Source organism: Rhodococcus yunnanensis NBRC 103083, from assembly GCF_001895005.1.
Lineage (GTDB): Bacteria > Actinomycetota > Actinomycetes > Mycobacteriales > Mycobacteriaceae > Rhodococcoides > Rhodococcoides yunnanense.
In genome coordinates, this window is sequence record NZ_BCXH01000003.1 from 281,758 (window position 1) to 297,363 (window position 15,606).

Here is a 15,606-nt window from a genome sequence, read left to right on the forward strand (position 1 = left end):
ATCCGCATGTACGGAGTGAAATCGGTAGTCGGAAGTGTGGTCTGTGTAGTGGCCCTTTGCGGTTGCGGCCACACGATCGAGGGAAATGCCGTCGCCGAGGATGCGTGGCGCGGCCAGGGCGTGGAGCGGGGCCAGTTGCCGTCGTCGTCCGAGAGTTCTCCGTCTGCCCAGCCGGCCGAGTTCGATCCATGCGGGTTGGACGACGATGAACTGAAAATCCTCGGTGTGGACCCTGCGACGAAGATCGAGATACCGGCGATCGGCGCATGCAGTTGGAGCGGAGACGGCATCGGGTTCTCGGTCTCGCTCGCAGGCCCGCTGCCACTCGACTCGATCGCGACGACGACCGGTGTGACCGATCTGCGCGAAGTCGTCGTCGGCGGCCGGATCGTCAAGGTGTTCGTCTATTCGGGCGATACCTGCGCCGCGTTTGCCGAAGTCGAGGGCGGAACAGTGGAATTCACCATGATCGACGCCGAGTTCGATTCTTCGTGTTCCAGACTGGAAGTAGCAGTCGAGCTCTTTCTCGAGCATCCGTAGCACGAGGGTGCCGCACCGCGGGTTCTCGACGCGTCGGTGGCGACGACTAAGCTGCCAGCCATGGCGGGAGTATTCGATCGGCTGATAGGCCAAGAGGACGTCGAAGCAGAGTTGACGGCGGCTGCCATCGGAGCTCGCTCGGGTGATACCGGATCGGCAATGACACATGCGTGGCTGTTCACCGGGCCGCCGGGGTCCGGACGCTCCATTGCTGCGGTGTGCTTCGCGGCTGCACTGCAGTGCACCACGGAAGGCTCACCCGGTTGCGGCGAGTGCCATGCCTGTTCGACGACGATGGCAGGCACCCACGGAGATGTTCGACGCATCATCCCGCAGGGGCTGAGCATCAGCGTCAAGGAGATGCGAGACATCGTCTCCATCGCGGCCAGGCGGCCCAGCACGGGTCGGTGGCAGATCGTCGTCATCGAGGACGCGGATCGTCTGAGCGAGGCCGCTGCCAACGCATTGCTGAAGGTCGTCGAGGAGCCGCCTGCCCGTACGGTCGTTCTGCTGTGCGCGCCGTCGACCGACCCCGAGGACATGTCGGTGACTCTTCGTTCGCGGTGCAGGCACGTTCCGTTGACCACCCCGACCAACTCGGCCATCGCCCGGGTGCTGCAGACTCGCGACAAACTCGACGTCGAGACGGCGGAGTGGGCCGCGTCGATCAGTGGTGGACATGTGGGTCGCGCTCGGCGGCTCGCCAAGGACGAGGACGCTCGCGCACGACGCAAGCGGGCGCTGGGTCTGGCATCGGCGGCCGCTCGGCCGAACCAGGCGTATCTCGCGGCCGAGGAGATGGTCAAGGCCGCCGAAACCGAGGCGGCAGAGATCAGCGAGGCGCTCGACGGCGTCGAAATGGAGGAGCTGCGAACAGCTTTGGGTGCAGGCGGTACCGGAAAAGGTGCCGCCGGTGCACTCCGGGGGTCTGCCGGCGTCATCAAGGAACTCGAAGCGCGGCAGAAGTCGAGGCGCACCCGGAACGTGCGCGATTCCTACGACCGAGCGCTCATCGACCTCGCCGGCCTCTATCGTGACGCGCTTGCGCGGTCGTACGGATCGACCGCCACGCTCAATCATCCAGACATGGCCGAGCAGATCGAGCGCATGGCCAAGGGCGCCTCACGCGAAGCATTGCTCCAGAGCATCGAAGCCATCCTGCTGTGCCGCGAATCCCTTGCCCTCAATGCGAAGCCGAAGTTCGCGGTATATGCAATGGTGGCGTCGTTGGGTGCAGCGCTGCGCTGATTTCGCGGCTACTCATCGCTTGAATGGACCATTCATACGATCAGATAGCTTGAATCGTTCATTCAAGCGGAGCAACAACGCTATTCGGACTTCCGCCGCGCCCGTGATGCGCGCAGGTTCGCGATGTTGCCGCATGTCTTGACATCGTGCCAGACGCCGCTGTTGTTGCGAGAGCGGTCGTAGAAAGCCGAGCCGCAGACCTCGTTTCGACATCGCTTCAGGCGTCGCCAGGTATCCGCGCGCTGGGCCAGGAGAACCTCCGACCACACATACGACGCAATGTGCGCCGAGCCCGTCCCGGACGGATGTAGCTGCACCGTCCCGGAGTCGTCGACGCTCAATGACACGGCAACGGGTGAAATCGTGGGGGCTTCGCCGTCGACGAGGGCCTCGAGCGCTGTGCGTAGTTCGCGAAGAGCGGCTGCGTCCGCGTCGGACAGATCGAGCCCGAAGGTTGCGGACGCGACAGCGCCGTCGGACAGGAGGTCGGAAAAGCCCTTCACCTCGATCGAGCGGGTGTTGAGGAGGTCCTGAACGCGATACAGGCCGTCTGGGGCTGGATCGAGGTGAAACCTCTGCGTCGGACTCGGGGACATATCCAAAGACTATTTGACTATGTCGCGGCGAGCAAGTAGTACTGACATAGTCAAAAGCATTTCAGTTATGTCGAGAGGTGAGTTCGATGGTGGCAATCGAGGGCGCAGTCGTAGTGGTGACCGGTGGACAGCGTGGATTGGGCAAGTCGATCGTCGACGAGTTGTTGGCGCGTGGTGCCGCGAAGGTCTATGCGACGGCGCGATCACCGAAGCCGTCGGACGACCAGCGTGTGGTGGCGAAGTCGCTCGACGTCACCGACGCCGATTCTGTAGCAGCACTGGCGGAGGAACTGACGGATGTGACCATCGTCGTCAACAATGCAGGTACGGCAGGGGCAGGTCCGCTGCTCGGTGCGTCGATCGAGCACGTTCGCGGCGTGTTCGAGACCAACTTCTTCGGAGCACTGCGCATCGCGCAGGCGTTCGCGCCGACCCTCGGCCGCAACGGCGGCGGAGCGCTCGTCGACGTTCACTCGGTGCTGTCGTGGGTCGGTGGGGCAGGGGCGTACGGCGCGTCCAAAGCCGCACTGTGGTCTGCGACCAACTCGCTGCGACTCGAACTCGCACCGCAGGGAACCCTGGTCACCGGTGTGCACCTCGGCTACACCGATACCGACATGATCGCCGATCTGGATGTGCCCAAGAACGACCCGAAGGATGTGGCGGGCGCCATCCTCGACGCCGTCGAATCGGGTGAGACCGAGGTGCTGGCTGACGACGTGACCAGGTATTTCAAGTCCGTCCTCGCAGGTCCGGTGGAGGGTCTCGCGATCACCGGCTAGAGGCGATTTCAGTTTCGGCGGGATGCTCCGTTAGACTCACCAACGCCGAAAGGCACGCCGCCTTAGCTCAGTCGGTAGAGCATTTCACTCGTAATGAAAAGGTCAAGAGTTCGATTCTCTTAGGCGGCTCAGAGAACGAAAGCCCCTCGCCAGCAGGAAGCTGTGAGGGGCTTTTTGGTATGTCAGTACAAGCGCGGAGATCGAGGCTCATGTGGTCGCATCATGCACCCGGGCCTCTGATTTGTCTCCGCAGTCGCGGCATCTGAAGCAGATCCGATGACCAGTCGTGGTTGAAAGATCTTCCACAACGCGAATCCCCACAAGTTCGCCGTCGAGGAACATTACGGAAACCGAAGCCATCAGCGGGAGATGAAGTAAATGACAGCTACCGACAAAGGAGGCCGCGTTCCTTTGCATTATGCGGCACTCGACGGCGAGATCGACAAGGTACGGAGACTTCTGGGCGACAGCAACGATCCCGACCCCCGTGATCTGGAGGGCTGGACGCCCCTGCTGTTCGCATCCCGTGCGGCACACACGGGCATCATCGCGCTCCTCCTCGACGCGGGCGCACGGGTAGATGCGGTCACCGACAAGGGCTACCCCGCTCTCTACTGGGCAATCGTCGGCGCAGGAAAAGACCCAGTTGGCACTATCCGCCTCCTGAGGGCGCGCGGCGCAGACCCAGAAGCGAAAACCATGAAGGGGACTTTCGGCTTGAAAAGTCCCCTTGATCATCTGCGCAAGTTCAGAGGCAAACCCGAGATCTGTGCCGAGTTCGCCGACCTACTGTGAGCGCTGATCCGGATTTCACCGATACGATCGCCGAGATCCAGTCATGAGCGCGCCGGATCCAGGAACAACTCGCAGCAGTGCAAGGCATCGGATACGCCACCAACCGTCTACTCAGCGCAACCAGCATCGTGCACGCAGGGATCCAGTACGACACCGACAAATGCGACCGCGAAAATGAGTCCTCGCCCTGGCGTCGGACCAACCCACCCGCGATGACGATCAACGCGGCTTGGACCCGCCCACTCAGGACCATCTCCGGACTCCACTCCGCATAGCTTCCGGACTTTCCAGCCGAGTTCGGCTGTCAGGTTCGGAGGTGTCTGCTCGCTGTTCGGTGAGGATCAAGGCACGGCGCCCAATCGACCGTGTTGCATCCCCCAACCAGGCAACTTCGTGATGGAAGACTGCGCAGAAGTGGAATGCTTCGCTGTCGGACCTAATTCGCGGTCTCGTTGCGCTGGGCCCACGCAGCGTGGAACATCAAGCTCATGCCAGTCTCCGAACTCATCCGCCTGGGCACCGCGCAACCGATCATTCGCTGGGGTATCCCTGTCCTTCATACGCCAGCTCGACCGGTGATCGATTTCGACTGCGACCTCCAAGAACTACTCGCAGACATGTTCGCTACCAACGCCGCTGCAGATGGCGCTGGACTCGCAGCTCAACAGATCGGTGTTGATCTTGCGGTGTTCATATACGACTGCACCGACGAGGAAGGGGTGCAGCGCGCCGGCGTCGTCTGCAATCCGGTCGTCGACATTCCTGGGGGACGCGACCGACAGCTCGTCGACTACGGCGAAGGATGCCTGTCCCTTCCAGGCGCCTACACCGACATCGCACGACCCGCGTTCTCCATATGTCGCGGACACGATCAGTACGGCAACCCGATCGAAATCACCGCAGGTGGCATTCTCGGGCGCTGCTTCCAACACGAGACCGACCACATCAACGGCATCGTCTTCGGCGACCGCCTCTCGACGCGCAAACGCAAGCAGCTCTATCGCGACCACGAAGAAGTCTCGAATCGATACGCGGCCGGTTGGCCGGCCCAATAGGTCAGAGATCAGGGCCGAGAGTGAGTCCACGGGACGGATGACGCATAGCGTGTAGAGGTGCCACCTGGTGATGGCAAGTCGGTCTCCTTGCCATGGAGTCATTCATCCCACCGTTCGACTCAGGGTTGTCGTGGCAGTGTCGCGGAAGTCCAGGAATGTCCGTCGAACCAGCGTTGCAACGTCGGATCACCCATGTCCGGGTACCAGCCTGGAGGCATCGGCCCCGTCGGCTGGGTGGGCGTAGTCGCCTGCATCACAACCGTCTTGCGGCTACCCGCCCGCCACAGCAACCACAACACGATTGCCACAAGAATGAACGGCGACAGAGACACCAGGATGATGCCGATTGCCGCAGCTTCACCCGCCGACAGATTGAACATCACGAACAAGGCGATGAATACGGCACCTGCGATCGTCCATGCGCGGCGATGGGGTAGTTCTTTCTGCTGGATCGGCCTCGGGGTGCCTTCCCAATTCCACCCGTTCCAGTACCTCTCGAATCCCGTGGGCTGCCCGTCTTGGAACCAGCCGGGTCGCGTTTTGTTACTCGAAGCCATGGCCGCATCGTTGTGTGAATGTCGCGGGATGTCCAGCGAATCCGTGTGGTGCGGCTGGCATTCATTCACATGAATGATGTTGGGCATCAACTTCTTCGACCCGACGAGCAACGCTTCCGAAACCCTCGGGGGTATGTCCGCGTTCAGCGCCCCAGTCGGCAGGTGACTCCGATGACTGCTTCGGACAAGACGACAACGGGTGTAGCGCTCCTCGCCTCATTTCGAGTCGATGGTCATTTTCGGCCAGGGTGGCTGCCGGAGTACGGCGGCCGAACCGAGGGTCGCCGCGATCAGCCCGGTGAGCACGCCGATCAACGCGACCCGGCCGCCGTCTATGGCAGGCGTCCAGGTGGTGGAGCCCTCGGTGACGGTGAATATGCCGACAGGAACTGCTCCACCCCATCGGGTGCGGCGAGATACGGGTAAGACGGTCGTGTGGTCGTCGACCCGGAGGAGTTCGCCGTATTCGACCTGTGGGCCCCGGAAGACCTCGGCCGATTTCTCTGTGCCGCGCGCCATGAGAAGCCCCCTTCGTCAGTGGACGAAGAATACGCCCACCGGCACAGATTGGCTGTTACCCGTTCGATAATCGTCAAAATCATTCGAATCTATAGCTCGGCAGTGTAGAAAGAGCGCTGGGGTTACGGCGTGCTCGGAGCCGTCGTAGACGTTGGTTCGATACGGAGGCTGTGCCAGTGATCGAGATATTCCGTGGTTGAGGACGACGAGGTCCAGGTGGTCCCGAAGAGCCTGGTGATCGGTGCCAGCGGCTTTCTCGGGTCTCACGTGGTGCGAAAGCTGGTCGAAGACGGGATCTCCACCCGCGTGATGGTGCGAAGTACCAGTTCGACCAAGGGCATCGACGATCTCGACGTGGAGAAGGTCCTCGGCGACATCTTCGACGACGACGCTCTTCGCACGGCGATGGCGGGGTGCGACGTCGTCTACTACTGCGTGGTCGACGCACGAGTGTTCCTGCGCGATCCGGAGCCCCTGTTTCGCACCAACGTCGAGGGATTGCGCCACGTGCTGAACGTGGCGCTCGACGCAGGGCTGCGAAAATTCGTGTTCACCAGTACCGCAGGCACATTGGCGATCAGTGACGACACGCTGATCACCGAGGACGACGAGCGAAACTGGGACACCGGCGGCCCGTACATCGAGGCCAGAGTGGCCGCCGAGGACTTGGTTCTGGAGTACGCCCGCGAGCGGGGGCTGCCCGCTGTGGCGATGTGCGTGTCGACCACGTACGGACCTCGCGACTGGCAGCCGACGCCGCATGGCAGAACCATCGCGCAGGCGGCGGCGGGGAAGCTCGCGTTCTATCCTGCCTACGACGCCGAGATAGTGGGTATCGAAGACACTGCGCGGGCAATGCTTCTCGCCGCGGAACGGGGCAGACCAGGTGAGCGCTACATCATCTCGGACAGGTGCCTGAGCAGTTTGTATCCCCTGACCATCGCCGCCGAGGTAGGTGGGAAACGTCCTCCGCGCGCACTTCCGATGCCGTTCGTGTTGTCCGCAACTCGTGCTACCGATGCGCTCGTGCGTCTGGTTCGCGGCGACATGAAGCTCGGCTACGACGCGATGCGCATAGCGCAGGCGATGTCTGCGCTCGATCACAGCAAGGCAGAACGAGAATTGGGCTGGAAGCCCACACCGGTCGAGGAATCCATTCGGTCGGCCGCCCAGTTCTATGCGAGCGAGGGCATCATCTGACGACGGCCGAGCCTCGGTGCCACCCCGTGCAGGCCTGCGAACCCTGCACGGGATGGGCCGGAACCTCAACGACGGGCCGTGGTGAACGCCTTCTCCGCCTGATCGATGAGGTCGATCTGCGACAGAATCTCCTTGGGACTCGATTCGCCGACGACTTTCTGCAGCAACGGGGTTCGGTCCAAGATCTGGTCTCGCACGTACCGCAGCGGTTTCGGAGCATGGTGGAACATCTGTCCCAGCATGTATGCCTGCTGCGATTGACGCGCGGTGTGTGGTTTGCGCGGAGTCTCGAACGCGTCGAGTGCCGCCCGTACCGCGACGTAGTCGGAGAGATCGACACCCGCCAGACGTCTACCGACGAAATAGCCGTCTTCCGTTGCCATCCCAGCGCCATATGCTGCGTAGGGTGATGTCGGATGGGCTGCGTCGCCGACCAGTGTGGCCCGGCCCTTGGACCATTGTTTCAACGGCTTGCGGTCTCTGATGGGCCATCGTTGCACATTGTCGGGGTCTGTCGCCGCGATGAGTTGGGGGAGAGGAAAGGCGAACTCTCGTCCCAGTTCTGTTGCGCTGGCATGCAAGTTGCCGGTGTACTCCTCGGTCGCGGGGTGGGCTTGTAGGACCCACCACTGAAAACCGCTGCGGCCCTTGTGTCGAATCGAGGTCCAGGCTCCCTGCACCGTGCGACTGTGCGAGATGATGCACAACCCGGGCTCCACGCCGAGATCGTCGGCGTAGGTGAATCCACCGAAGATCTGTAGATTGTGCTCACGCTTGGGGGAATCACCCCAGAGTGTCCGGCGGACGAGCGAGTCGATGCCGTCTGCACCGATGACGACGTCCGCGTTTTCGATGGTGCCGTCGGACATGTGCAACCGAACGACGGATTCATCCTGGTCGATGCTGTCGACGCCTCGATCGACCTGCAGAACGCCGGGCGGCATGGCCGCCAATAGGCGCTCGTACAACTCGGGCCTGAGCAGTCCGATGAATCCACCCCCGTAGTCACGCACGATCTCCGGCGGCATGTCGATCTCGACCCGCCGCCGACCCTGGGCGTTACGGAACTCCGATCGGCACGGCGCGCCGAGGTCGTCGACATCGACGCCGAGCAGTCCCAGTGCCTTGATGGGCGGTGGCCAGAGATTGAGGATGTTTCCGGCAGGTCGTGCCTGCTTGTATCTCTCCAGCAGGACGACGTCGTGGCCTGCTTGATGGACAGAGAGTGCGGTCGCCATTCCTGCCGGTCCGGCACCGATGACGGCGACCCGACCTCTGGGGGCTGTGCTCATGGGTACGTCTTTCTCGTGATGGAATCGAACGGTCACTGCACGTCGTGTGTCGACATCTCCGGTTCACCGACGATCGAATCGGGAACGGGCGCCAGAGATTCGTGGGTGTAGGGGGTGGTCCATGTGCGCGGCGAGAGCATCGCGGTCGCGCCAGATCTCGACGCTCATGACTCGCTCCGGATCGATGACGATCAGCATGAGTTCTCCCGAGAGTTCGAAAGAGTCGGCTTGGTCTCTGGTCCAACCAGGTAGCAAACCGTAGTGCGGACTACGGTTAGGTCATGATGTGCTTCACGTCACCTTTCTGTCAACCCCTCGAATTGCCGCGCGGATCTCACACGGGAGAATCGACCACGTGAACCCCGACGACGCATACCGAGAGGACGATCTCGTTGTCCGCCTGCCGCGCCAGCAACGCAGCCGTGACGCGTGGTTGCGGATACTCGAAGCAGGCGTCGCCATCGTCGAGGAGGGTGGTTACGAGGCGTTCACGATCGCGGCCGTCTGTGAGCGCGCCGATGTTGCGCCGCGGGCGTTGTACGAGCGGGTCAACACTAAGGACGGGTTGTTTCTCGCCGTCTACGAACACAAGATGGTCGCCATCGTCGCGGATCAGAACAGGGTGTTCGCCGAAGGCCGTTGGGAGGGGCTGCCTCCCGCGGAGCTCGTCGAGGGTGCCGTCGACGGTTTGGCTCGAGTTTTTCGCACGCACGCTGCGTTTCTCCGATCGGTGGTGCTCATCTCGGGCGTCCATGCCGAGGTCAACCGTCGGGGTAGCGTCCATGCGCGGTCGGTCGGAGACGAGTTCACCGCGGTCGTGATGCGGGCGGGGCAGGCGATAGATCATGCAGATCCCGCCGCAGCGGCGCGTATGTCGTTCACGACGGCCTTCTCCGCGCTTGTGCTACGTACCAGCTACGGGCCGAGTTTCTCGGGCCCACCCGTCGACGACGAGGCGTTCGTCCGCGAACTGTCGGAGATGATCTGTCGCTATCTACTGCGCGCTGGGGACGGTTCTCGCTCGGGAGCCTGAGCGGGCGAGTGGGCGGGGAGTTGTTCTGCCTGGCCCACGATCAGGTTGATGAACCACCTGTGTCCGGCGTCGAGTTGGCGGGTGGGGTGCCACCATGCCAGCTCCGCGAACGGGGGAAGTTCGCCTGGAAGCGATACGAGCCGCAGCGTGTCGCTGTTGGTGCGCGCCATGAGCCGCTCGTGTGTGAGCACCAACAGGTCCGTTCCCGTGACCAGCTCCGTCAGAGTTCTGAAGCTTTCGACGCGCACGGCACAGTGGCGATCGACTCCCAACGTCGCGAGTGCCGCGTCGGCCGGCGAGGTCATCGAGACCTCTTGGAACGGCATGATCCAGCGGCATTGTTGGACCTGCGCAAAGGTCATGGAATTGCCGATGGTGGTGTTGCCCGACCACGTCGCGCACAGCCAACGGTCCGTGTAGAGCTCCACTTGCGGAATGTCGGGAAGCGAGAACAGACCCCGCGGCGCGATCAACACGTCGATCTCGCTCAACGACTGCATCGGATCGTCGAGCAGCGCGGCGCTCATGGTTCGGAAGTCGAGCACCGCGTGGGGCGCCGATCTGGCTACCTCCGCGACGATCAGCGGTGCGAGGACCGACAGCACTGCGTCGGAGCAGCGCACGACGAAGCGGCGTTCGGTGGTGCGGGGGTCGAAATGGGATTGTGCAGCAAGCACCTTCTGTAAATCGTGGAGTATCTCGCCGAGTTGGTCGTACAGCCCTTGTGCAAGAGGCGTCAGCTCGTACTTGACGCCCACCCGTTTGAGCAACGGATCGTCGAAGTGACGACGGAGTCGGCCGAGTGCGGCGCTGGCACCCGGTTGACTGAGGCCGACGCGTTCGCCCGCGCGGGTGACGTTCCGCTCCTCGAGGAGCGCATGGAGAACCACGACGAGGTTGAGATCGAGGCTCGGTAATTCCATGCGGCCACTGTATGTGACAGCCGTCATAGCCCGGTTGAATGCCTCGGTATGCGAAAGGTTCGTTTCCGCTATCACCTCGGTCGGCACATGCTGAAAACCATGGAATCCACGCCGATCACCCGCATCGACCACGCCGGAGAGTGGGCGCTCACCCAGTTGAGCGCGGCCACCGGCTCACCATTTCCCGCGCTGCTGCGACACGACCGGATTCTCGATCTCTCGGCGTTCGAGCAGGTGGGCTCTCCGCGCTCGGTCCGTGAGCTGCTGGATCGGTGGGACGAGGTACTTCCGGTGTTGGGGCGCCTCGCGCACTCGACCGAGAACTGGTTACCTCTGCGGGATTTCACGCCGGCGAGCCCGATCGAGCCGCGTCAGATATTCCAGGCCGGAGCCAACTACCGCAGTCACGTCATCGATATCGCCGCCGCCCACCACGACGGTTCGGACGGACGGACGATCGAACAGGTTCGTGCCGACGCGGCCGCCGAAATGGACAGCCGCCTCGACCATCCGCCCTACGTGTTCCAGGGTTTGCCGAGTGCAGTGACGGGAGCATACGACGACGTCGTACTGCCCGTCGATGGAACCGAACCCGACTGGGAACTCGAACTCGCAGCGGTGATCGGTCGGCGCGCGCGCCGAGTGAGCGCCGACGACGCACTCGGTTACGTCGCGGGGTGGACCATCGTCAACGACGTCACCCTGCGCGAGAAGATCTTTCGGAAGGACATCCCCGCTCTCGGCGCCGATTGGCTGGCGGCGAAGAACTCGCCTTCCTTCCTCCCGACCGGACCGGTCATCGTGCCTGCGCACGCCATTTCGGATCCGGGCGATCTGCGCATCAGACTCGAACTCAACGGTGAAGTCATGCAGGACGAATCCACGAAGGACATGATCTTCGACGCGGCCCGCATCATCGCGCATTGCTCGTCGATCGCGACGTTGCTCCCGGGTGACCTCGTTCTCACCGGCAGCCCGGCGGGTAACGGTAAGGCGCGGGGCAGGCTGCTGCGGGCGGGCGATGTCATGGACTCGACCGTGACGGGCCTCGGGTCACAGCGCAACGTCTGCGTCGACGAGGAGAACGTCGGCGAGGAGAACCGGTGACTCAGGCGATCGATGTGCACGCACACGTCGCGGTGCCTGCTGTCGACGCCTTGGTCGAGGGGCATCCAGGACTGCTTCGGCAACGAGGCATCGACGCTGCCACGATGGGGCGTGAGTCCCTGGCCGTGAACTTGGCGCAGATGGGCGCCATCGGGCCACGGTTGGTCGATCTTGACCTCAGGGTGCAGGCCATGGACACAGCACGGGTCGACGTCCAGGCAGTGAGCGCGGTCCCCCTTCCACACGCGTGGGCGGATCGCGACCTCGCGTCGAGCATCGTCGAGGTCAGCAACGAGGGTGTAGCGGCCTTCTGTTCGCAGGCCCCGGCTCGGTTGGTGCCGATCGGTACCGTCTCCCTGCAGCATCCAGATCTCGCTGTGCAGCAATTACGCACGGCAGTAGTCGATCTCGGCATGCGAGGCGTACAGATCTCGACCTCCGCCGGGGCCGGTCGCGAACTCGATCACCCCGATCTGGCGGAATTCTGGGCGTTGTCCGAAGAACTGGGCACCGCAGTGCTGATCCACCCGTGGGGATGCACGCTTGGTGAGCGCCTGGACGCCTACTACCTGTTCAACAGTGTCGGCAACCCGGCCGAAACTGCCCTGGCGCTCTCGCGAATCGTGTTCTCGGGTCTGCTGGAACGGCACAGGGACCTTCGCATATGGTCTGCCCACGGCGGCGGCTACCTGGCCAGTTACATGGTCCGCGCCGATCATGCTTGGGCGCACCGAGACGATGCACACACGACCGAACTGCGTCCGTCGGAACTGTTGAGCCGCACTTACGTCGACTCGTTGGTCTACACCCCGGAGCAATTGAGGCACTTGGTGTCGACGATGGGTACCGGCCAAGTGACGCTCGGTTCCGACTATCCCTTCGACATGGGTGTCGACGACCCGGTGGATCGGCTGGAGGCTGCCGGATTCGACCAGGAGACCTTCGCTGCGATCCGCGGTGGAAACGCCGCTCGACTGCTCGGCTTGCCGATCGACTCGGCTACTTCATCCGGAAAGGGAAAACCATGACAGATCGTTTGATAACACACCTGCGTCACGTCGACCTCGCGGTGCCGGATTTCGACAAGCAGCGTGCGTTCTATACCGAAATGTGGGGACTGACGCCGGTTGCCGAAGACAAGGGAATCGTCTTCCTCGCCGCCGAGGGGTCACCGGAGCAGTACATCGTCAGACTGCGCAAGGACACCGACAAGCGGCTCGATCTGATTGCCTACGGGGCGGGCTCGCGGGCCGACGTCGATGCCTTGGCGCAGCGACTCGGCACGGCAGGGGTGCAGTTGGCCACCGAACCGGACACACTTGCGACGGCGGGCGGCGGATACGGCTTCCGATTCTTCGATGTGGACGGCCGAACCATCGAGATCTCCGCGGACGTGACCGACCGTAAGCATCGGAAGATCGAAGAGCGCGAATCGATTCCGGTACGGCTGTCGCACGTGGTCATCAACTCGCCCGACCCGTCGCGGACGCAGGCCTTCTACGAGGAGCACTTGGATTTCGCGCTGTCGGACACGTTGGTCCATCCCCACGTCGGAGATGTCATGAAGTTCATGCGCTGCAACCCGCAGCACCACAGCATGGCGATCGCGAAGGGGCCGCACGTCTCCCTGCATCACATCTCGTTCGAGATGCGTGGCGTCGACGAGTACATGCGCGGGACCGGTCGCTTGCTGCGGGCCGGGACACCGTTGGTGTGGGGACCGGGACGGCACGCCGCCGGAGACAACACCTTTGCCTACTTCCTCGACCCACACGGCAACACGATCGAATACACGACCGAACTCGAGATGCTCGACGAGGACACCTGGCATCCGAGCATCTACGACGTGTCCCTGCCGGAGAATCAGGATCAATGGGGGACCGCGAATCCATTCGAGGAGCTCGTGTCCAAGCAGAGTTTCAACGACGTCGATCCGGGTCTGTTTCTCGCGCCTCCGATCTGACGTCGACCCACCACATACAAACCAGGATTGTCAGGAGGCGTAGTGCGCACCATCGACATCACTGCCGATCACGGACCGGATCCCGAGACCGCGATCGCCACATCTGCGAAGAAATACAGCAATTGGGGGAGATGGGGCCCCGACGACGGTGTGGGTACCGTCAACTTCATCGACTCCGATGCGCGCACCCGCGCCGCGTCATTGATCCGCCGCGGCGACAGCTTCAGCCTCTCGTTGCCGTTCGACGAGAACGGTCCGCAGGTCGGATGGCGACGGCGTGTCAATCCCGTACACACGATGATGTCCACGGGTATGGACACGGCGGAACAGATGGGGTTGCCACACGGGCTGTCGGTTGCCGACGACTGCGTGTTCATGCCGCTGCAGTGCAGCACGCAGTGGGATGGGCTCGGGCACGTCTTCGACCACGGAATCGGCTGGAACGGCCGGGTAGCATCCGACATCGTCACCAGCGAAGGCGATTTCGCGACGGGCATCGAACGGCTGGCAGCCCCGGTCGTCGGTAGAGGTGTGCTCCTCGACGTCGGCCGCGCGGTGGGTACCGACGGCGAACTTCCCGACGGGTGGTCCATCACGGTGGATGATCTGGAGGAGACGATTCGGCAGCAGGGCAGCACCTCTACCGTCGGTCGCGGTGACATCGTCCTGATTCGGACCGGTCAGCTCGCTCGGGTGCGCGTCGGGGTCGATGCGGGTCGGGGTTGGGGGAGCTACGCGGGCGGGCCTGCTCCCGGCCTGTCCTTCGGTACGGCAGGATGGTTGCACAGCACGGAGATCGCGGCTGTCGCAACCGACACATGGGGGGTGGAAGTTCGCCCGAACGAGTGGCCCGACGCGATGCAGCCGCTGCATCAAGTGGCACTTCCCCATATCGGACTGCTGTTCGGTGAGATGTGGGATCTCGACACGCTGGCCGACGATTGTGCTGCCGACGGGGTCTACGAGTTCCTGCTCGCCGCGCAACCTTTGCCCTTCACCAGGGCGGTCGGTTCACCGGTCAACCCAGTGGCGGTGAAATGACATGCGATTGACCACTGTTCGGCTTCACGGCTTGTCGCGAGTGGGTGTCTTGGAGGGTGACAGGGTGCGAGTCCTGGACCCGGGGACGAGAGTGCTCGACATCGTCAGGGGTGGAGACGAGGCATTGGCGGAGATCGCGCGGCGGGTTCGGACCGCCGACGTGGTGGAGATTGCCGACATCGAACTGGCACCGTTGCTCGAACCTCCCTCTGTGCGTGACTTTCTCACCTACGAGCAGCACTTGGCCGAGTTGGCCGGTTCGGTACCGGACGAGTGGTACGAGAAACCACTGTTCTATTTTTCCAATCCAGGGTCGATCGTCTCGGCATACGGTGACGTCCCGATACCGCCCCTGGTCACGCAGTACGACTACGAGCTCGAGATTGCCGCTGTGGTCGGCAGGCCCGGTAGCGATCTGACGCCGTCGCAGGCGAGTGAGCACATCTTCGGGTACACGATCATGAACGATTGGTCGGCCCGTGATCTTCAGGTCCACGAGTTCAAGTTCCCGATGGGCCCGTCGAAGTCCAAGGACGGCGCCATCACGCTCGGCCCCTGGCTCGTGACGGCCGACGAACTGGCCGAGTGCATCGTGGACGGTCGGCTGGCGTTGACCACGTCCGTCGCGCTCAACGGCACGGTGGTGGGCGGCGACAACTCGAAGAACATGGCGTGGTCGTTCGGCGACCTCGTCGCGTTCGCCTCGCGCGGTGCGCAGGTCAGATCCGGTGACGTGATCGGTTCGGGTACCTGCGGAACCGGTTGCCTGGCCGAGATCAAGCGGACCCGCGGCGTCGACGCCCCCGACTGGCTCTCGTCGGGCGACGTCGTTCGGCTCGAGGTCGAGCAGCTCGGATACACGCAGAACACTCTTGTCGATGGTGCTGCAGCGGTGGACATTCCGCCGGGTCGCCGTCGAATCGGCTCGGCAGCGAAGATCTGAGTACTGGGCCGG

18 protein-coding genes and 1 tRNA gene are annotated in these 15,606 nt (G+C 63.1%); 13 read left to right on the top strand and 6 right to left on the bottom strand.

The window, feature by feature from the left end; translation table 11 throughout:
* Positions 1-48 precede the first annotated feature (48 nt).
* Positions 49-540 (top strand): DUF3558 family protein, encoded by a 492-nt coding sequence (locus RY1_RS30070; RefSeq protein WP_169914589.1) that lies wholly within the window; start codon positions 49-51, stop codon positions 538-540.
* 60 nt (positions 541-600) lie between these two features.
* The gene (locus RY1_RS07680) at positions 601-1,788 is read left to right on the top strand and encodes a DNA polymerase III subunit delta' (RefSeq protein ID WP_072802939.1); all 1,188 of its coding nucleotides are present in this window, start codon (positions 601-603) and stop codon (positions 1,786-1,788) included.
* Between the two features lie 80 nt (positions 1,789-1,868).
* Here RY1_RS07680 and RY1_RS07685 read toward each other — a convergent pair whose 3' ends face one another.
* Positions 1,869-2,384, bottom strand: a complete 516-nt coding sequence (locus RY1_RS07685) for a CGNR zinc finger domain-containing protein (protein WP_072802940.1) — start codon at positions 2,382-2,384, stop codon at positions 1,869-1,871.
* Between the two features lie 86 nt (positions 2,385-2,470).
* Between RY1_RS07685 and RY1_RS07690 the strand changes: the two genes are divergently transcribed.
* The 4 genes from RY1_RS07690 to def all read left to right on the top strand — a co-directional run bounded on the left by RY1_RS07690 (position 2,471) and on the right by def (position 5,016).
* A complete protein-coding gene (locus RY1_RS07690) occupies positions 2,471-3,166 on the top strand; it encodes an SDR family oxidoreductase (protein ID WP_072803071.1) in 696 nt (231 codons plus the stop codon).
* 56 nt (positions 3,167-3,222) lie between these two features.
* Positions 3,223-3,295: transfer RNA gene (locus tag RY1_RS07695), tRNA-Thr, on the top strand.
* Between the two features lie 249 nt (positions 3,296-3,544).
* The gene (locus tag RY1_RS07700; RefSeq protein WP_072802941.1) at positions 3,545-3,961 is read left to right on the top strand and encodes an ankyrin repeat domain-containing protein; all 417 of its coding nucleotides are present in this window, start codon (positions 3,545-3,547) and stop codon (positions 3,959-3,961) included.
* Positions 3,962-4,449: 488 nt separating this feature from the next.
* Positions 4,450-5,016 (top strand): peptide deformylase, encoded by a 567-nt coding sequence (gene def / locus RY1_RS07710; RefSeq protein WP_072802943.1) that lies wholly within the window; start codon positions 4,450-4,452, stop codon positions 5,014-5,016.
* 119 nt (positions 5,017-5,135) lie between these two features.
* On the opposite strand, the gene RY1_RS30520 is transcribed toward def, so the two are convergent.
* Complete coding sequence (locus RY1_RS30520) at positions 5,136-5,573, bottom strand: DUF2510 domain-containing protein (RefSeq protein WP_245819533.1); 438 nt, start codon at positions 5,571-5,573, stop codon at positions 5,136-5,138.
* 216 nt (positions 5,574-5,789) lie between these two features.
* Complete coding sequence (locus RY1_RS07720; protein ID WP_072802944.1) at positions 5,790-6,092, bottom strand: hypothetical protein; 303 nt, start codon at positions 6,090-6,092, stop codon at positions 5,790-5,792.
* A 216-nt stretch (positions 6,093-6,308) separates the two neighbouring features.
* Here RY1_RS07720 and RY1_RS07725 point away from each other — a divergent pair, with 216 nt between their 5' ends.
* Complete coding sequence (locus RY1_RS07725; RefSeq protein WP_072803072.1) at positions 6,309-7,292, top strand: NAD-dependent epimerase/dehydratase family protein; 984 nt, start codon at positions 6,309-6,311, stop codon at positions 7,290-7,292.
* 65 nt (positions 7,293-7,357) lie between these two features.
* Here RY1_RS07725 and RY1_RS07730 read toward each other — a convergent pair whose 3' ends face one another.
* Together RY1_RS07730 and RY1_RS30960 are read right to left on the bottom strand one after the other, a co-directional pair.
* Positions 7,358-8,584: an FAD-dependent oxidoreductase gene (locus tag RY1_RS07730; RefSeq protein ID WP_072802945.1), complete on the bottom strand. Its 1,227-nt coding sequence runs from the start codon at positions 8,582-8,584 to the stop codon at positions 7,358-7,360.
* A 63-nt stretch (positions 8,585-8,647) separates the two neighbouring features.
* On the bottom strand, positions 8,648-8,782 hold the full coding sequence (locus RY1_RS30960) for an antibiotic biosynthesis monooxygenase (protein WP_139279755.1): 135 nt from the start codon (positions 8,780-8,782) through the stop codon (positions 8,648-8,650).
* Between the two features lie 157 nt (positions 8,783-8,939).
* Between RY1_RS30960 and RY1_RS07735 the strand changes: the two genes are divergently transcribed.
* Positions 8,940-9,617 carry a TetR/AcrR family transcriptional regulator gene (locus RY1_RS07735; protein ID WP_072802946.1) on the top strand — a complete coding sequence of 226 codons (678 nt, stop codon included), beginning with the start codon at positions 8,940-8,942 and terminating at the stop codon, positions 9,615-9,617.
* Here the strand turns inward: RY1_RS07735 and RY1_RS07740 are convergent.
* A complete protein-coding gene (locus RY1_RS07740) occupies positions 9,575-10,540 on the bottom strand; it encodes a LysR family transcriptional regulator (protein WP_072803073.1) in 966 nt (321 codons plus the stop codon). The two genes, RY1_RS07735 and RY1_RS07740, sit on opposite strands and share 43 nt — an antisense overlap.
* 99 nt (positions 10,541-10,639) lie before the next feature.
* On the opposite strand from RY1_RS07740, the gene RY1_RS07745 reads away from it, so the two are divergent.
* The 5 genes from RY1_RS07745 (at position 10,640) to RY1_RS07765 (ending at position 15,594) form a co-directional block, all read left to right on the top strand.
* Positions 10,640-11,647 carry a fumarylacetoacetate hydrolase family protein gene (locus RY1_RS07745; RefSeq protein WP_072803074.1) on the top strand — a complete coding sequence of 336 codons (1,008 nt, stop codon included), beginning with the start codon at positions 10,640-10,642 and terminating at the stop codon, positions 11,645-11,647.
* Positions 11,644-12,675 (top strand): amidohydrolase family protein, encoded by a 1,032-nt coding sequence (locus RY1_RS07750; protein ID WP_072802947.1) that lies wholly within the window; start codon positions 11,644-11,646, stop codon positions 12,673-12,675. The genes RY1_RS07745 and RY1_RS07750 overlap by 4 nt, the downstream gene beginning before the upstream one ends.
* The gene (locus tag RY1_RS07755; protein ID WP_072802948.1) at positions 12,672-13,610 is read left to right on the top strand and encodes a VOC family protein; all 939 of its coding nucleotides are present in this window, start codon (positions 12,672-12,674) and stop codon (positions 13,608-13,610) included. Before RY1_RS07750 ends, RY1_RS07755 begins: the two co-directional genes overlap by 4 nt.
* Positions 13,611-13,652: 42 nt before the next feature.
* On the top strand, positions 13,653-14,651 hold the full coding sequence (locus tag RY1_RS07760; RefSeq protein ID WP_306305350.1) for a cyclase family protein: 999 nt from the start codon (positions 13,653-13,655) through the stop codon (positions 14,649-14,651).
* A 64-nt stretch (positions 14,652-14,715) separates the two neighbouring features.
* Positions 14,716-15,594: a fumarylacetoacetate hydrolase family protein gene (locus tag RY1_RS07765; RefSeq protein ID WP_218019777.1), complete on the top strand. Its 879-nt coding sequence runs from the start codon at positions 14,716-14,718 to the stop codon at positions 15,592-15,594.
* Positions 15,595-15,606 lie beyond the last annotated feature (12 nt).